13 protein-coding genes are annotated in these 16,720 nt (G+C 67.8%); all 13 read right to left on the reverse strand.

Annotated features, from left to right (window positions below):
- Positions 1 to 4: 4 nt before the first annotated feature.
- Entirely contained in the window at positions 5 to 2,299 is a 2,295-nt protein-coding gene (locus tag ACRSCF_RS14290; protein WP_034367188.1) for a type VI secretion system Vgr family protein, read from the reverse strand.
- Between the two features lie 110 nt (positions 2,300 to 2,409).
- Positions 2,410 to 3,567 carry a hypothetical protein gene (locus ACRSCF_RS14295; protein ID WP_244451634.1) on the reverse strand — a complete coding sequence of 386 codons (1,158 nt, stop codon included), beginning with the start codon at positions 3,565 to 3,567 and terminating at the stop codon, positions 2,410 to 2,412.
- Between the two features lie 2 nt (positions 3,568 to 3,569).
- Entirely contained in the window at positions 3,570 to 4,529 is a 960-nt protein-coding gene (locus ACRSCF_RS14300) for a hypothetical protein (protein WP_016447000.1), read from the reverse strand.
- Positions 4,530 to 4,565: 36 nt separating this feature from the next.
- Positions 4,566 to 6,836 (reverse strand): S41 family peptidase, encoded by a 2,271-nt coding sequence (locus ACRSCF_RS14305; protein ID WP_034367153.1) that lies wholly within the window; start codon positions 6,834 to 6,836, stop codon positions 4,566 to 4,568.
- Positions 6,833 to 9,574, reverse strand: coding sequence for a type VI secretion system ATPase TssH (tssH, locus tag ACRSCF_RS14310; RefSeq protein WP_244451635.1), 2,742 nt, complete (start codon positions 9,572 to 9,574; stop codon positions 6,833 to 6,835). Before tssH ends, ACRSCF_RS14305 begins: the two co-directional genes overlap by 4 nt.
- 51 nt (positions 9,575 to 9,625) lie before the next feature.
- Complete coding sequence (locus ACRSCF_RS14315) at positions 9,626 to 10,189, reverse strand: hypothetical protein (protein ID WP_083281164.1); 564 nt, start codon at positions 10,187 to 10,189, stop codon at positions 9,626 to 9,628.
- 4 nt (positions 10,190 to 10,193) lie between these two features.
- Positions 10,194 to 10,799: a hypothetical protein gene (locus tag ACRSCF_RS14320; protein ID WP_227472492.1), complete on the reverse strand. Its 606-nt coding sequence runs from the start codon at positions 10,797 to 10,799 to the stop codon at positions 10,194 to 10,196.
- Positions 10,800 to 10,834: 35 nt separating this feature from the next.
- On the reverse strand, positions 10,835 to 11,668 hold the full coding sequence (locus tag ACRSCF_RS14325; protein ID WP_034367159.1) for a hypothetical protein: 834 nt from the start codon (positions 11,666 to 11,668) through the stop codon (positions 10,835 to 10,837).
- Between the two features lie 24 nt (positions 11,669 to 11,692).
- Positions 11,693 to 12,865 carry a type VI secretion system baseplate subunit TssG gene (gene tssG, locus ACRSCF_RS14330; protein WP_244451636.1) on the reverse strand — a complete coding sequence of 391 codons (1,173 nt, stop codon included), beginning with the start codon at positions 12,863 to 12,865 and terminating at the stop codon, positions 11,693 to 11,695.
- The gene (tssF, locus tag ACRSCF_RS14335) at positions 12,862 to 14,736 is read right to left on the reverse strand and encodes a type VI secretion system baseplate subunit TssF (protein ID WP_016446993.1); all 1,875 of its coding nucleotides are present in this window, start codon (positions 14,734 to 14,736) and stop codon (positions 12,862 to 12,864) included. The genes tssG and tssF overlap by 4 nt, the downstream gene beginning before the upstream one ends.
- Positions 14,737 to 14,759: 23 nt before the next feature.
- Positions 14,760 to 15,314: a type VI secretion system baseplate subunit TssE gene (tssE, locus tag ACRSCF_RS14340; RefSeq protein ID WP_016453373.1), complete on the reverse strand. Its 555-nt coding sequence runs from the start codon at positions 15,312 to 15,314 to the stop codon at positions 14,760 to 14,762.
- Between the two features lie 9 nt (positions 15,315 to 15,323).
- A complete protein-coding gene (locus tag ACRSCF_RS14345) occupies positions 15,324 to 15,788 on the reverse strand; it encodes a DUF4087 domain-containing protein (RefSeq protein WP_224986301.1) in 465 nt (154 codons plus the stop codon).
- On the reverse strand, positions 15,785 to 16,681 hold the full coding sequence (locus ACRSCF_RS14350; RefSeq protein WP_034393887.1) for a glycoside hydrolase: 897 nt from the start codon (positions 16,679 to 16,681) through the stop codon (positions 15,785 to 15,787). Before ACRSCF_RS14350 ends, ACRSCF_RS14345 begins: the two co-directional genes overlap by 4 nt.
- Between the last annotated feature and the right edge of the window lie 39 nt (positions 16,682 to 16,720).

The following is a 16,720-nucleotide window of genomic DNA, read 5'->3' on the forward strand; positions in this document are numbered from 1 at the left end:
TCCTTCAAGCGGGGTTGATGTGGCTGTCAGGGGAGGAAACGGTCACCTTGGAGCTGCCGCTGATGGAGATCGTCTGTCCGTTGACCTGCACGGTGCCGTCGCTGGTCATGCGCAACACGGCCTTGCCGCACTTGATTTCGATGGCGTCACCCACGGTGATGGCCATTTCCTTGCCTACCGTGATCGTCTGCACCTCGCCCACGGTGGTGGCGGAGTTCTTGCCGACCGTCGCCGTATGGTTGTCGGCCGTGTCGTCGGTGCGGTTCTTGCCCACGCTGGTGGACTGGTTCTGACCCACTGAAACACTGCGGTTCATGAGCACCGTCGTGCTCTGGCTCAGCCCCACATTCACCACCATTGCTGCGCCCACGTTGACGTTGTAGGCGGCGCCGATGTTCACCATCTTGGCCAGGCCCACGTTCTGCATGTAGGCCAGTCCGATGGTCTCTGTCTTGAAGCTGCCCACCTTGATCGACCAGTTGTTGCCGATCTTGTCCTTCTCGTTGCGGCCTATGGTCTTGCTGCGGTTCTTGCCGATGGAGATGTTCTCGTCGATGCCAACGTCTTCATTGCGGTTGTCGCCGATGCTGATCTTCTCGTTGTGGTCCACACGCTCCGTGCGGTTGTTGTGCACGGTGATGGTCTCGTCGCGGTCCACGGTCTCGGTGCGGTCCCGGTGGATGACGTTGGTCTCGTCCCGGTCGATGGTCTTGCGCCGGTCGTTGCCCACCCATTTGTCCTCGTCGTTCTCGACTTCGGTGAGCTGGTCCTTCTGCGCGTGCAGCCAAAGCTGCTCTTGCCCAGCCTTGTCCTCGAAGCGGATGGCGTTGGCGTCGCCCTGGCCGTTCTTCGTGCCCGCGCCCGGGGCGCCGCCCTTGCTCGACCGGGTCTTGATGCCCGATTGCGTGGCGTTGGCCGGCAGTGCCCAGGGCGGCATGTTGGCCGCGTTGTAGACGCAGCCCATGACGATGGGGTGGTCAGGATCCCCGTTGAGGAAGTCCACGATGACTTCCATGCCGATGCGCGGGATGTGCACGGCGCCAAAGCCCGGCCCGGCCCAGCTGGTGGCCACGCGCATCCAGCAGCTGGAGTTCTCGTTCATGCCGCCGACGCGGTCCCAGTGGAACTGCACCTTGACGCGGCCGTACTGGTCGCACCAGATCTCTTCGCCTGCGGGGCCCACGACGACGGCGGTCTGCGGGCCCGTGGTACGTGGTTTGGCGGTGATGCGCTGGGGCTTGAAGGGAAGGCTGGTGGGCTGGGCCTGGAGCACGAATTTCTGCACCGAGCCTTCGCCGCTGCCGCCGTCGCTGACGCGCGGGTTCTCCTCGAAGGCATAGTCGACCGCCGTGACCAGGTAGGTCTGGTTCTGGTCGCCGCGCGGATAGTTGTCCAGCGTGAAGGTGTAGCCCGGCGCCATGGCGCGGTGGTTGGAGCGGCCCTGCACCGTGCTCTGGCGCGTGAGGCTTTGCTGCAGGCGCACGCGGATGTAGTCCTCGCCGTCGCCGGTCTCGGTGTAGCCGCCCGGCCATTCGTAGATCTCGTAGGCGTCGTGCGCGTGGCCGGGCGGGTTGCGGCGCATGTTGGACAGCTCGGCGCGGGGCTTCTTGAAGTCGTAGTCGTCGTTGTAGTGCCGGCCAGGCTTGACGCGCTGGTGCAGTTCCCAGGCGTGTATGCATTCCTCGCGCGCCACGGCGGCCTTGCCCGGCGGGTGGAAGGGGATGACGGCACCGCCCTGCAGCGGGTCGTGCGAGGCGATGACATCGTCGCCCAATGTCAGCACATGCTGGCCCGCGCTGTGCTGGTGGTAGTAGCAGATGCCCTCGTGCTCCATGAGGCGCGAGACGAACTGGAAGTCCGTCTCGTTGTACTGCACGCAGTACTCCCAGGTGCGGTAGGAGCGCGTCAGGCGCTGCTGCATGGGGTGGCCGTAGATGCCCAGGACCTCGTTGATGATGTCCGGCACCGTCTTGTTCTGGAAGATGCGGAAGTCGCTGCGGCGCGTGGCCAGCCACAGCCAGGGCGACAGGCGTGCGCGGTACAGGAAGTTGCGGTGCTCGTCCTGGCCGCGCATGCCAAAGGCAGTGACCAGGCCGTCGATGTAGCGCTTGCCGCCGTCCTGGGTCTCCACCACCACGGTGGCGCCCTTGCCCAGCAGGGCCTTGGGGTCGATGCTGTCGTCCTCGCTGAGCAGGTCGATCTCCAGGGCGAACAGATGGCTGATTTCCTCGCGCCCCTGCAGCCGGCGCAGCTGCAGCTGGTCTGCCAGGGGGGTGTTGATGGTGACTCTGCGTGTCATGGTGTCGGATCTCGCGGTGCTTGGATGTAGACAAGGGGCGGGGGCGTCAGGTCCGGGTGGGCGGACCTGCGTGCGCCGGCGGTGGATCGGGTGGAGAGGTGCCTTTGCTGCTATCGGGCTGCGTACACCAGCCCTGGACGGGCGCCGTCTGCGTCATCCAGGGCTGGATCGATGACGGGATCGGGGCGAAAGGTGTGCCCCAGCGCGATGAACTGGTAGTTGCCGCGCCGGTCGGTGAAAACAGCCAGGCCGCCAGGCGTCAAGGCCACGTTGAACCAGTCGTTGTCGGTGCGCGGTTGGTCCAGGTCCAGCTTGCCGGACTGGCTCAGTGCAAGCACGCTGCCTGCCAGGCTTTCCAGGTTCAGAACGCTGAGCTGGCGGCCGTCAGCGCCATACAGCCGTAGCTCTCCGGTGGTTTCGACCTTGCTGAGGCCCTCGCCAAGGGGGACGGATCGCTTCATGGTGGCCAGCACGAACTGGCCGCCCGGCGCCAAACGCAGGTCCGGGGGGATGTCGCCGGAGCCATGGCGGAATTCGGCCAGGCGCACGATGCGCGCATCCGTGCGCAGCGCCAGCGCTGCGCCCGTGCCGCGCTGATCGGGCAAGGCATAGGTCAGCAGCACATTGCCTGCTGACCATTCGATGGCATTGGCCCAGGTCATCGCATCGGCTCCCGCCCAGGACTGAACCTGCGCGGCCATGGCTGCAGCCGGGTCCTCGTCCCGGGGCTGCACGGTCAGGCTTGCGTTGGCGGAGATGGCCAGACGGGGCGGTGCATCCAGGCTGCCCAGGTTGCGGGTCTGCTGCAGTGTCCATTGGGGCAGCTCGAATGTCAGCAACTGATACGGCTTGCGGCCATCGGCATCGGGATCCACATGGCTGCTGGCAACGATGTGGACCATTGCGGCAGTGCGATCCTGCGCATCGTCCGTGGCCACGGAGCGGGCCAGGCAACCGCCGGGGCGCACTCCCGGCTGTGCAAGCGCCGCAACGGCAGGGGGGCTGCCGCTGCGCTCGGACAGCTGGAAACTGCCCACTTTGGATCGTTGGACGAGGTCCAGGCGATCAACGGTGCCGTTGCAGTAAACGGTATAGAGATAGCGGTACGGGTCCTGGTCGTTCGACGAGGCGAAGCTGGCCGGCTTCGCCTGCACGGACGAGACGGCAGGGCTGTCATCCGCATTGCGCGTGCATGCGACCGACAGCAAAGCGCTGGCCAGCATTACGCCAATCGTCGCGAAGCGGCGGGAAGTAGCACTCCAGGGCATGGCTAGAAGTCCTCGCGGGCAAGCACGTTGTCGACATAGTTGCGATCGCCCACGGCGCCGCGCTCGGCGGCGGGAATCCTTTCCCATTCGGCGCGGGCCGTATTGCCGTCGGCGCTGACCGTCACCCACAGTTGATCGCCTTGCATGCGTATGCGGTACTCATGCAGATTGTTGGCATAGCCGTTGAAGCCGCGCAGGGTGTCGAGTTCGAGCTGCTCGGCCGTGTAGTCCGGCAGTTCCACGGGAATGGCTGGCAATCCTTGTGCGGTTCGGGCCTGGTTCCAGGCTCTGACCAGACCTTTGAACCGCTCGCCCTTGCGCTGCTTGCCAGGATATGCCCTTGCGAAGGCCTCCTTTTCCAGGAAGAGCTTCCAGCCGCCGCGCACGTTGTCCTTCCAGTTCCAGGTCTGATTGGCGGTCGGTGCCGGTCGGGTGAGTTGGCACAGGCCCACGCCACCCAGGCCATCGCTGCTGTATTTCGGCCAATTGCCGGGAGTGCGGAATTGTTGCAGCGAGCTTTCCTGCCGCATTTTTTTTCGAAACACGATCCTGTCGGCGCCAATGCTGTTGGCAAAGGCACGGATGGCGGTGCTCGTGGGATTGGTGCCGACGATGGTCCAGGTGGCGCGCGCCCGGCGCTCCACACCGGCCGCCCGCATCGTGACCTGCACGGTCAGCAGGCCTCCACGGACTTCGGTGAACGGGATGCGCCAGCTCGGGCTGGCGCTGGTCTGCGGTGGCAGAGGGCTGTGTGCAGTGCTTCGGCCACTTCCATACGCGGTGTTGGTAGGCGGTGTGCCGCCTTCGAACGTCAGCGTGGCCGACCATTCGAAGATGGGCGTGCTCCCTGCAGGCAGCGCTTCGTTCTGCAGGACGGCAGTCACCGTGATGGTGGGCATTTGGGCATCGGCCGTGATGGCGAACTGCGGTCCTGCGGGCTGGCTGGTAATGGCAAGTGGCATGTTCAGGGGTCTCCGTAAGACGATGGATGGCTGGTCCTAGCGCGATGCCTGCACAGCGCGGGCGCGCTCCAGGTGGAGCACGGCAGCGTCCAGCAGCGGGTCGCCGCCGGCCTGGATGGAGGCGGTGAAGGCCGCGTCCACGGGCACGCGCAGGCGCGGGGTCACGCCTTGGGCCTGTGCGGCGGGGTTGTTGCCGCCAGCGGGGCCGGTTTCTGCGAGCAGGGGGACTTGCACGATGAAGCCGGCCGGCAGGTGCACGCGCGTGGCGGGGCCGGTGGCGCCAGCCGTGGCGCTGGTGGCGACGATGTCGGCACGTTGGCTGTGCTGCAGCCAGGCGGCGAACAGTTCGCAGGGGCCTGCGCAGCCCGGGCCGGTGAGCACGGCGATGGGGGCCGTGAAGGGCGTGCCCGAGGCGGCCAGCGGCAGCTGGGCCGGAAGGCCCAGGCCGCCACGGCTGCGCCAGACGCGGGCGGCGGGGTCGAACAGGCGCTGGGCGGCGTCCTGCATGCGCAGCGGCTTGTCGCGTGTGTAGAGCGAGGCCAGCATGTGGGGCAGCAGCTGGTAGGCGTCGTCGCCCCGGTGGGCGCGCAGGTCGATGACCAGGCCCGTGACCCTGGCCTGGGTGGCTGCGGCCAGGGCGCCCTCCCAGCGGCTGAGCTGGCCGGTGGCGCCGTCGGCAAAGCTGTCGAGGGCGATGTAGGCCAGGTTGCCGCCCTGGGCGCTGCGCAGCAGGAAGGAGGCGAGGGCGGGCTCGGCCGCAGGCAGGGCCGTGGTTGCGGCGGGGGCGGCGTCCAGGCGCAGGGTCTGTTCCTGGCTGGCCGGGGGCGCGCCGGCTGCGGTGCGCAGGCTCAGCGTGGCGGGCGTGCCCAGGTCCAGCGCCAGCAGGTCGGCGCGGCGGGCTTCGGCACCGGCGCGCAGCGAGGCGGGGGCAATGCGGTCCAGGTAGCGGGTGGGGCTTTCCCCTTCGATGGCGAGGATGTCGCTGCCGGGCTGCAGGCCCGCCTTGGCGGCGGCAGAGCCTGGCGCCACGCCGGTGATGGCGATGCGGCCGTCCTCGCGCAGCCAGGTGCGCGGCATGGGCAGGTTGACGCTGCCGCGTGCCAGCAGCTGCGGGGACAGGCCCCGGTCTGTGCGGGCAGGCCAGGCCTGGCCGCCGGGCAGCAGAACGCGGTACTGGCCATCGCCCAGGCGCTGCCCCATTTCTGCCAGGGCCTGGGCCTGTGCGGCGCTGTCGCCGCGCTCGGCGGCGGTCTGCAGGCGCTGGCCGTAGTCGGCACGCAGCTTGCCGGCATCAAAGCCGCTGGCAGCGGCCAGCGGGTGGCGCTCGGCAATGAGGCCGATGAGGGCCTGGGCCGCATCGCCCGCGCCCAGGCGGGACAGGTCGATGTCCTGCGCGGGCTGGACGGCATGGAAGGCCAGGGCGATTTCCCGGGCGCGGTCGAAGCGCAGGCCCTGCGGCTCCAGCGTGACCACGGTGTAGCCGCGCGGCAGGGTGACCATGGGGTCGTCGGCGGTGAACAGGCGTCCGTCGGCGCCAAAGCCGGAAGGGAAGCGCTGCGTGGCATCGCTGGCCCAGACCAGCAGCTTGCCGCCCGTGGGCTCCAGGATGTCGCCGCTTTGGCGCGGCCATTCGGTGCGCACCGAGCTGGCGCGCAGCATGGCGTGCTGCTCTATGGCGTCCAGGCTGCGCCGGCCCGCGCGCTGGGGCACGTCGGCATGGACGGACAGGGCGAAGATGCGCACGCCCCGGCCCCCGGGGCGGGCACGGCCGGTGGACAGGTCATAGGTCGTGCCGTCGGGGTCGCCGGGCAGTTCGATGGCCACGCCGGTGCTGTCGCCGCGCGGCAGGGCCAGCCATTGCGACTTGGCCGGCGCCACATGGGCGGCCTGGCGCTGCACGAGGTACGGCCCCTGGTCCATGAGCGCGACCACGGCCTGGCCGCGCCGGGCGCTGTCCGTCCAGGCGTCGCCCAGCACGGCCATGACGCGGCGTGGGCCGCCCTGGTCGTCCTGCACGGGGGCGGCGCCGGAGGGCGCCGACTGTGCCGCCTCGGGCTGGGCCTGGTTGCGGTCCCACCAGGCACGGGCCTCGCTGGCGGCGCCGGTGGCCGCGTTGGTGGCCGTGCTGGCCGCGCTGCGGCCGGCCTCCAGCGCCTGCTGGCCGGCTGTGGCGGCGCCCGAGGCCCGCTGCACGGTGTCGGCGGCCTGGCCGATGGCGCCCAGGTCCAGCGCCTGCGCAGCCGGGGCGGCCAGCAGAGCTGCTGCGATCACTGCCGTGGCGGCGCGTGGCAGGCGGTGCCTTCTCATGCCGGCTCCGCAGCGCGGGTGCGCACGTCCAGCGTGAAGTCGTCGCCGCTGGCGCCGGCATGCAGGCTTTGCAGTTCCTGGCCTTGCACGGTGGCCTGCAGGAAGTGGGTAGCCATGCGCGGCAGCAGGTTCTGGGTGAGGATGCCGTCCACCATGCGCGCGCCCGATTCGACCTCGCTGCAGCGGCGGCGCACCAGGTCCACGGCGGCTTCATCGAAGCTGAACTGCGCGCCGTGGCGTTCCTCGATGCGCCGCTGGATGCGCAGCATCTGCAGCCGGATGATCTGCTCCAGCATGGCGTCGGAGATGGGGTAGTAGGGCACCACCGTCAGGCGGCCCAGCAGCGCGGCAGGGAAGGTCTGCAGCAGCGGCTGGCGCACGGCCTGTGCCAGGCCTTCCGGCGTGGGAGCCAGGTCCGGGTCGCGGCACATGTTGGCGATCAGGTCCGAGCCCACGTTGGAGGTCAGGATGATGACGGTGTTCTTGAAGTCGATGTAGCGGCCCTCGCCGTCTTCCATCCAGCCTTTGTCGAAGACCTGGAAGAACATCTCGTGCACGTCGGAGTGGGCCTTTTCGATTTCATCGAGCAGGACCACGCTGTAGGGGCGGCGGCGCACGGCCTCGGTCAGCACGCCGCCTTCGCCGTAGCCCACGTAGCCGGGCGGCGCGCCCTTGAGGGTGGAGACGGTGTGCGCCTCCTGGAACTCGCTCATGTTGATGGTGATGAGGTTTTGCTCGCCGCCATACAGGGCTTCGGCCAGGGAGAGGGCGGTTTCCGTCTTGCCCACGCCCGAGGGGCCGGCGAGCAGGAAGACGCCGATGGGCTTGCCCGGATCGTCCAGCCGCGCGCGGGAGGTCTGGATGCGGCGCGTGATGGCCTCCAGGCCGTGGCGCTGGCCGATGACGCGCTTCTCCAGCGTGTCTGCCAGCGAGAGCACGGACTGCACCTCGTCACGCACCATGCGGCCCACGGGAATGCCGGTCCACTCGGCCACGACGGCTGCGACCACGCCGGCATCGACCACGGGCTGCAGCAGCGGGGAATCGCCCTGCAGCTCGGCGAGCTGGCGGCGCAGCGCTTCCAGCGAGGCCACGCTGGGGGGCTCGGCAGGTTTGGTTGAGGTGGCTTCGGCGGCCGTTTCCGGTGCCGCAGCGGACGGGTCTGCGGCGGCGCCGGTGGAGAAGACGGGCGGCTTCAGGCCCATGAGGGCGGCCTCGGTTTCCAGGATGCGGCGGGCCAGCGCGCTTTCCTGGCCAAAGCGTTCGGCCAGCGTGGCCTGGCGCTCGCGCAGGCCGGCCAGGTCGGTTTCCAGCGCCTGCAGGCGCTCGGCCGTGGGCAGGCCGAGGGCGGCCTCGCGCAGCAGCACTTCCTGCTCTACGCCCAGGGCCTCGATGCGGCGCTGCACGGCTTCCAGCTGGGCGGGCGTGGCATGCAGGGCCATGGCCACGCGCGAGCAGGCCGTGTCCAGCAGGCTGACGGCCTTGTCGGGCAGCTGGCGCGAGGGAATGTAGCGGTGCGACAGGCTGACGGCCGCGGCCACGGCGTCTGCGGCAATGCGCACCTGGTGGTGGTTTTCCAGCTTGGCGGCCACGCCGCGCAGCATGTCCACGGCGCGGGGCTCGTCGGGCTCGTGCACCTGCACCAGCTGGAAGCGGCGGGTCAGGGCCGGGTCTTTTTCGATGTATTTCTTGTACTCGGCCCAGGTGGTGGCGCCGATGGTGCGCAGCGTGCCGCGCGCCAGGGCGGGCTTGAGCAGGTTGGCGGCATCGCCGGTGCCGGCCTGGCCGCCCGCGCCCACCAGGGTGTGGACTTCGTCGATGAAGAGCACGACGGGCGTGGTGCTGGACTGCACGGCGTCCAGCAGGCCGCGCAGGCGGTTCTCGAACTCGCCCTTCATGCTGGCGCCGGCCTGCAGCAGGCCGACGTCCAGCACGCGCAGCTCCACGCCCTGCAGCGGCGGCGGCACATCGCCCTGGGCGATGCGCAGGGCCAGGCCTTCGACCACGGCGGTCTTGCCCACGCCGGCCTCGCCCACCAGGATGGGGTTGTTCTGGCGGCGGCGCAGCAGGATGTCCACCATCTGGCGCACTTCGTCATCGCGGCCCGTGACGGGGTCCAGTTCGCCCGCCTTGGCGCGGGCCGTCAGGTCCACCGTGTACTGCTGCAGCGCACCGCCCTGGCCGGGCGCGGTGCCCGTGGCCTGGCTGGCTTCGCCCGGCGTGCCTTCCAGCCCGCTGCCATCGGCCGCGCGCATGCGTGCCTCGGGCGAGTCGGGCAGCAGGCGGGCGAAGGCGTCGCTGAGCGCGGGCTCGGAGATCTTGTCGAATTCGCGCGAGATGGAGCGCAGCTCATTGGCCAGCGAGCGCGTGCGCACCATGCCCGACAGCAGATAGGCGCTGCGGATCTGGCTGTCGTTGAACATCAGCGTGGCATAGACCCAGCCGCGCTCGATGGCGGTCTCTATGTGCTCGGAGAAGTCGCTGATCGAGGTGGCGCCGCGCGGCAGCTGGTCCAGGCGGCGCAGCACATCGGCGGCCAGGCGGTCGGAGGCGATGTCGAAGTGGCGCAGGATGCGGATCAGGTCGCAATCGTTTTCCTGCAGCAGCTGGTGCAGCCAGTGCACCAGCTCCACATAGGGATTGCCGCGCAGCTTGCAGAACACGGTGGCGCCTTCCAGCGACTTGAACAGCAGCGGGTTGAGCTTGCCGAAGAGGGATTGGCGGCTGATTTCTGTCATGGGTCTTGGGTGCTTAAAAAGAAGGGATCAATGGGCGGTAGGAATTGCCGGCTAGCGTTGGGGGCGGACTTCGACCTTGCGGCCCTTGGCCTGGCACTGCGCCAGCAGCCGGTCGACCCAGGCGCGTTCGACGAGGAAGCTGCTGCCGGTGATTTCCTGCGCCGTTTCACGGACGTCGGCGGCGAGGTGGATGGCCTTGGCTTCGGACAAGGCATCGCCATCCCATTGCGCTTCATCCGGCGATGGTTTGGCGGTGAAGCGGCGCTGCCCCAGATTGGCGATCTGGCCGCCTTCCAGCCAGACCATCCAGACCGACGAGCGCGCAGGGACTGCGCTGCGGTTGTGCTGTTGCACGAAGCAAAAGCGCTGGAGGGCTGAAGGCTTTCCGGGGCCAGTCGATGCCTGGCGGCTCTTCAAATAGATACGCAGGGCGGCTGGAGAAGGAATCAGGGATTGCGCCGGACGCGAGAAATCGGAAGCCCGCCCGCTTTCAGGCGCTGCCAGCAAAGGCAGGGCCGACCCCGCCAGGGTGGCCAGCAGACACCTTGCGAGCAGGCGACGGCCTTGCCTGACACGGCATGGGCCGGGAAAGCGGTTGCGTCCGATATGCGGCATGCGGCTATCGGGCAGGAGTCACTTTGATGGTGCGGCCCTTGGCCTTGCACTGCGCCAGCAGCATGTCCACCCAGGCGCGTTCGACGAGGAAGCTGCTGCCGTAGATTTCCTGGGCCGTTTCCCGCACGTCGGTCGCGAGCTTGATGGATTTCATTCTTGCCAGGCTTTCACCATCCGCTTTGGCGTCTTCTTTCGTCAGCGTTTTTGGCGAATAGAGATGCCAGCCCATATTGACGATCTCGCCGCCATTGAGCCAGACCATCCACACGTTCGGCTCGGGATCGGACGGATGGTCGGGACGCTGCTGCACGAAGCAAAAGGTATTGCTCTGGCGGGCTCTTTGGGTTTCCCAGACTTCATCCTTGAACTTCAGGTATTGCCGCAGCGCAGTCATGGACGCGACTCTTTCCTGCGCAGGCCGAGAGTAGTCGGCAGCCGTCGGCTGGGTTTGCTGGCTGCTGATTTCAGCCGGCGATGCCGGGGGCGGCGATGATTCGGAGGCTTGGGCACCTATCAAGCAGGCGCTCACTGCAATGGCAGTGGCAAGGCTGGCCATTGGGAAATGGCGATGCGGTTTCAAAGCGCTTGATCCGGTATGGGTTGGTGACATGGAGTGCCCTCCTTGGTTTTCGATGTGTTTGGGGATCAGTCGCGTTTGCGCAGCCGGGCATGTGTGTAGAACATGTTTCTAGCCAGCGCGGCGTGCTGAATGAAGTCGGCACCGGGAGAGCTGGATTTCGCAGTTCTCCAGGCGAACAGGCCTGTGGGGGTAGGGTCTGGCGGCACCGCGCCGGTGGCAACGTCCAGGGCCGCCTGCACAAAGTCCAGATAGGCCTTGCGTTTGGGATGCAGGCCGTTGTTGGCGTTGTCCACATAGTCGCGGAGGTTCTTGGCAATGTCGGGACCCAGCTTCGGATAGACGTTGAAGCCATGGAATTGGACCGATCCCCGGTCATCCGCCATGACGATGTCCTCGACGCTGGTGGCACCGCGGGCCATGAAGTCTTCAGGCTTTCCGCTTTTCAAGCGGTTCTCGATGACTCGGCGCATCCATTGCATTCCGGTTTTCACGTTGTCGAGATTCCAGGCCAGTGAGGTGTCGCCCGGCGAGACGCTTTCCGCCAGGAACAGCCTTGCCAGCATCCCCTCCGTCGTGCTCTCCGCAGGCAGCGAAATGCTCTTCTCCACCTGCACGGTGATGGCTGCGGGCATGACGCTGAGCCCGCTTCCCTGCACCGCCACGATGCTGAGCTTGGTGAGCCCGGGCTGCTGCGCCACGAAGTCGAATTGCCAGCTGTCGGCGCGGGCGTTGTGTACGGGGGGCTGGGCCGCAAGAATGCTGTGCGCATCGATCCTGGCACCCAGCTTGTAGGCCTTTGCGACGGCCTCAATCTTGACGCGCAGGCGGTTGCCCTCGACCAGCGTCAGCGTGGAAGGAACCGGTGCGTTGTGCGGGAACTTGATCTGTACGGTGGGCATGTGTGCGAGCAGGGAAGTGGTGATTCAGTGGTTCGGTGATTCAGTGGCTCGAGGACTGGGGCCGGGGCCGGGGCGCCGGCCCCGCACGGGCTGGCGGCGCTGGCGCAGCCAGGCTTCGGGGTCCAGGCGGAAGTCGCGCGCGTCCTGTGCGGGCTCGGCGTGGGTGAGCCAGGTGGTCCAGCCCAGCTGGGTGCTGCTGCCCAGCCGGGCGGCAGGCACTTCCTGGCGGCGCAGCACCAGCACATAGTCCCAGGCGTATTCAATGCCCAGGTAGTTGCGCACCCAGTCCACCAGGGTCTGGAACAGTGCGGCCTGGGGCAGCAGCTGCTGGTACTGCTCCAGGCCCAGCGGGCCGAGCACCAGGCGGAACTTGCTTTGCGCATCGGGCACGCGCGAGCCCACGACGGCATCCACTCCCAGGCGCGAGTTGCAGGGGCGGCTTTGCAGCCGGGTCTGCTGCCCGGGTTCCAGCTCCAGGTGGTGCAGGCAGTTTTCTTCCAGCCGCACGGGGATCTGGAAGTAGTGCGACAGGGCCTGGCACAGGCCTTCGGGATTGCGTGTCCAGCGGGTCAGGTGGCCGGCCATAAAGCGCTTGGCGTGGTCGGGCACGTCGTCGCGTGTGCGCTGGCTGGGCAGGCCGGTGCCGATGAAGCTGTCTATGTAGCGGCCGAAGGGGTCCTCGCCGGGGCGGTCCAGCGATGCCGTGGGCTGGGCGTCCGACCAGGCGCGGAACAGCAGCAGCAGCATGCGGTGGTGAAAGATGTCGGAAAAACGCGCCAGCGTGGCGTCGTCATGCTGGCGCAGGCGCTCGCGCACGTATTCGGTGATGTGCGTGGGCAGCGGTCCGTTGGGGCCGTAGAGGCCGAAGTTCCAGACCGTCATGCGCTCGGGCTCGCCGGCGCGCGAGGGCAGGATCTCGGCGATGGTGGCGGGCGCGAAGGCCAGCGACGGGTCCTGGCCCAGGCGCAGCGGTTCGTCCTTGGGGCGCGTGGCCTGGCCCAGGCGCGGCAGGCCGGGGTGGCGCGCCTGCAGGTAGCGCAGGCTGTGCATCAGGTCGAACTGGTAGGGCCTGGCGCTCAGGCGCTGCCAGAACAGGCGCGCCCGAGCGTCCTCGGACGCGTTCGCCTGCACGGTGGGCAGCTCCGGGTCCTGATCGGGCACCGGCTGGGCAAGGGGAGCGTGCGCGGCGTTGCTCATATGCCGGGCCGTTGTCCGGGGCGTGGCGCCCAGTGCGCGACGGGGCCGCGCTGGCGAGAGTGCAGCTGCAGCTCGGTGAAGCTGTTGACGCCCACGTGGCGGGCAAAGAACCGCTCCAGCATGTTGGCCAGGGGCCAGGGGCTGACACCGGCCATGGCCGGCTCGTCCACGCTCAGGTGCACGCCCACGCCGCGCCCGTAGACGAGCTGGCGGTGCTGGGGCAGGCGGCGCGTGATGGGTTCGATGCGCATGCCCTGGATGGCGGCGATCTGTCCGGCCAGTTGGTGGTTGCCCAGGTCCAGGTACAGGCGCAGCAGCTCTTGCAGCGTGGCCGCGCCTTCCTCGTCGGACAGGTCGGTCATGGCCAGGTAGTTCAGGCTCAGGTGGGAGATCAGCCGCCAGGTGAGGCCGCCATCGGCCACGGCCGGTATCGGGGCGCTGGGGCCGGCGATGACGCGGGCCCAGTCCACCGGTGCCGACTCCTGAAGGGCAAAGTCGCCGCCCGGCTGGTTGACGCGCATGAGCAGGGGCAGGTCGCGGTTGGTGCACAGGGTATGCATGGACAGCTGCTTGAGCTCGTCGGAGAACGGCGCCTCGCGCTGGTCCACCAGCGAGATGAAGACTTCCGAGCCCAGGTACTGCGTGCGCGGGCCGCTGCGCAGGCTGCGTTCGGAAAACAGCCGGGGCTCGCGCCGCGTGGTGAAGTAGGCCTGCTCGGTGGAGTGCAGGCCGTGAGTGGATGCGTACAGCGGCGCAAATTCACGGTCCTGCGTCTTGCCTTCGTGGTGGCCGGTGACGGCCTGCACGCCGTAGACCTCGAAGTCCAGCGGCCGCATGCGGTCGGCAACAACGTGGTATTCGTGCACGTTGGAGGCCACGTGCAGGCGGTCCGCCGTGTACTCGAACAGGTTGATGGCTGGAATGCAGTGCATCAGCAGCTTGGCCGCGTCGATCTGCGGCTCCAGCGTGGGCGCGGCGCGGCGCAGCAGCAGCGTGATGCCCACGCCGTCGTGGGCAATGCGGCGCATGCTGCGCGACAGGCCGTTGATCGAGAAGAACCGCTGCCGCGCGGGAAACGCGAAGTACTCGTGCAGCAGCCGGTGGCCCTGGAAGGCGCGGTGCGAATAGGGAATCAGGGCCTGTTCGCTGTCATGGCCCTCGGCGCGCAGCGCATCGGGCGGGAGCACGTCCCAGACCTGGCGCGGGTCCTGCGGGTGGTGGACCACGATGGCCAGCGTCTGCGTGTGGATGAGCTCCTGCAGATGGGAAGCGACGACGTCGCCCGCATGGATGTACACCCACAGCTGGTCCAGCGCCACCTGCATGCACTGCGAGGCATCCAGCGTGGCCAGCTGCAGCCGCAGGTGGCCGCCGGCCTCGCCCAGCTGGGGCACCAGCGCATGGGGCAGGTCCAGCGCCGGGCCGCCCAGGCGGGCCTGGCGTATCTCCAGCGGCCACAGCGTCAGCGGCCCGCCGGTGCGGAAATCGCAGATGGTCTGCTCTTCCTGCACCTTGTGGGTGCGCAGCACGCTGCCCGAGGGCAGGGTGAATCCATCGACCAGGTTGCCTTCCTTGGCACTGGGCTTGAGCTGGACCACCACCATGGATGGCGTGGGCGCCAGGTAATGGGGGCAGACCATTTCCAGCATGCGCTGGGACAGGCGCGGGAACTCCGCGTCCATCTTCAGCTGGATGCGTGCGCTCAGAAAGCTGAAGCCCTCCAGCAGGCGCTCCACATAGGGGTCGGCCACATCGGTGTCGTGCAGCGACAGACGGCCCGCAACCTTGGGAAAGGCGGCAGCGAACTCGGCGCCCAGCTCGCGCAGATAGGCCAGTTCGCGGTTGTAGTACTCGACGAGGCGGGGATTCATGGTGTGTGTGGCGGCGTCCGGGCTCAGGCCCTGAGGTTTTGCAGCGAGACCTGGCCCGTCTCCAGGTCCAGGCTGGTCTTGAGCAGCAGCTCCAGCGGATAGGGCATGGACCAGAACTGGCAGCGGATCTCGAACTGCAGCGTGTTGTGGTGGTTGAGCTGCTCGGTGGAGGCCAGCAGCGTCACGGCCAGCGTCTTGGGCAGGATGCGCGGCTCGAAGGCCAGGATGCTTTCGCGGATGCTGCGTTCCACATGGCCCCAGTCCAGCTCGGACAGCAGCTGGCCGGCCAGCGGCGGCATGCCGTAGTTGATGACCGAGCGCTGCACATGCTCCAGCCCCTCCATCTCCACGTGGTCCCAGGCATCGCGCGCATTGAGCAGCCAGCCCAGGTCGCGCAGCAGGGCCTCGCGCAGGCGGGATTCGTTCACGAAGACCGCATCGGGCCGCTCGGTGCGCAGATGGGGCTCATGGTCGGTCAGCCGGTCCAGCAGGGCGGGCTGCAGCCGGTCCTTGGCTGCGGTCGCCTGGTTCTGGCGCGTGCGCAGCGTGGGCATGGGGTTGAGGGGACTGGGGCGCATGCAGGGTCCTCAAGGGCCAGTGCGGCCCGAATCGGCCAGTGGGTTCTCGGGCTCCTTACCTTTCAGTGCAGGGTCCTTGCGACAGGCTGAGAGAGGCCGTGCACGTGCAGAGAAGATCTGCACGATCTGCTCTTTGCCATTGTCAGTGGACACCTTCAGGCAGGCGCAGCCATAACCGGCACTGCCATGACTTGTGCGCACCCAGTCACGGTCCGTGAAATGCGGCCATTCGCCGCGCGCCTGGTGGCCGCCCTGCTGGCCGATGGTCCATTCGGCCTGGCTGTCGGTCAGCGATGCATTGCCCGGGGTGGGGTTGTCGAACCAGCCACAGCGCATGGCATTGGACGGGCCGGGGCCGGCAGCTGATGCAAGCCATGGGCCCACGCACATTACGGCGGCCAGCAGAATGCGCGGGCAGCGAAGAGTGGCCGGGAACGGGGTGGCACTTGCTTTTGGCATTGTCTTGTCCTTCATGGCGTGGCGGTGGCTGCCGGTTTGAGGACGCGGGCCTCCAGGAGGATGGCCTGGAACTTGGTGGCGATGGCTGCGATGTCGGTGGCATGGTCGCTGCCGTTGACCATGCGCCGCGCACCGACGTAGTCCGTGGCACTGCCCAGGAAGAACTGACTGAAGCGTCGCCCGTTGGCAAAACCTTCCCCGGTGCGCATGCCATGTGACATGAGGGCGTAGGCCACCTCGGGTGTCTTGACCAGTTCGGGGTCCAGCAACAGGCCCATGCCTCGGCCCACGGCCACGCCAGCGGCTGCATAGTTGGACCACCAGGTGAGCTGGACGTAGCCGCGCCCGTAGAACGCCTGCTCGGCACCGTCGTCCGTTTCGTAGGCCTTGACGGCGGCGCCGCCATCCTTGGTGCCCATGACCGCCTTGGCCTGGCGGGGCGTCACGGAGCCATTGGGAGAGACGTAAAACTGGTCTCCATCCTGTTCGGTGATGCGTATCCTGCCGTCAGGCTGCATCTTGATCTTCACGGGCTCGTGATAGCGCCGCCCCTTGCCCTTACCCGCCTCGTTGACAGGCGCCATGGTCATCAGCCATTTGCGCTCGCGCACGACGATGGGGCGCTTGTGCTTGTCCAGAAGCGGCTGACCCTTCTTGTTGACTGCGATCCGTTCCACACTGGTCGGAGAGGTCGTCTCCCACATCACGGTAGCCAGCATGTAGGCCGCGTAGCGGATGTCGTTGATGCCGGGGTCCTTTTCGATCATGCCCAGCAGTTGGGCGGCGGCAGGAATGGCAGCGGCATCGAACCGCGCGTCCTTGCCGAACTGCTGCATGAATTCGCGCTGGAACACCGCGCGGTCGTAAGTGCCTGCGTATTGGAAGCTGGGTGTAGTCTTGTTGGTCATGCGTGTCGATATGGATAGGCAGTCATTGGGACAGGCCAG

This window comes from Delftia sp. 11MD (genome assembly GCF_050907895.1).
In the GTDB taxonomy this organism is placed as follows: Bacteria; Pseudomonadota; Gammaproteobacteria; order Burkholderiales; family Burkholderiaceae_C; genus Comamonas; species Comamonas tsuruhatensis.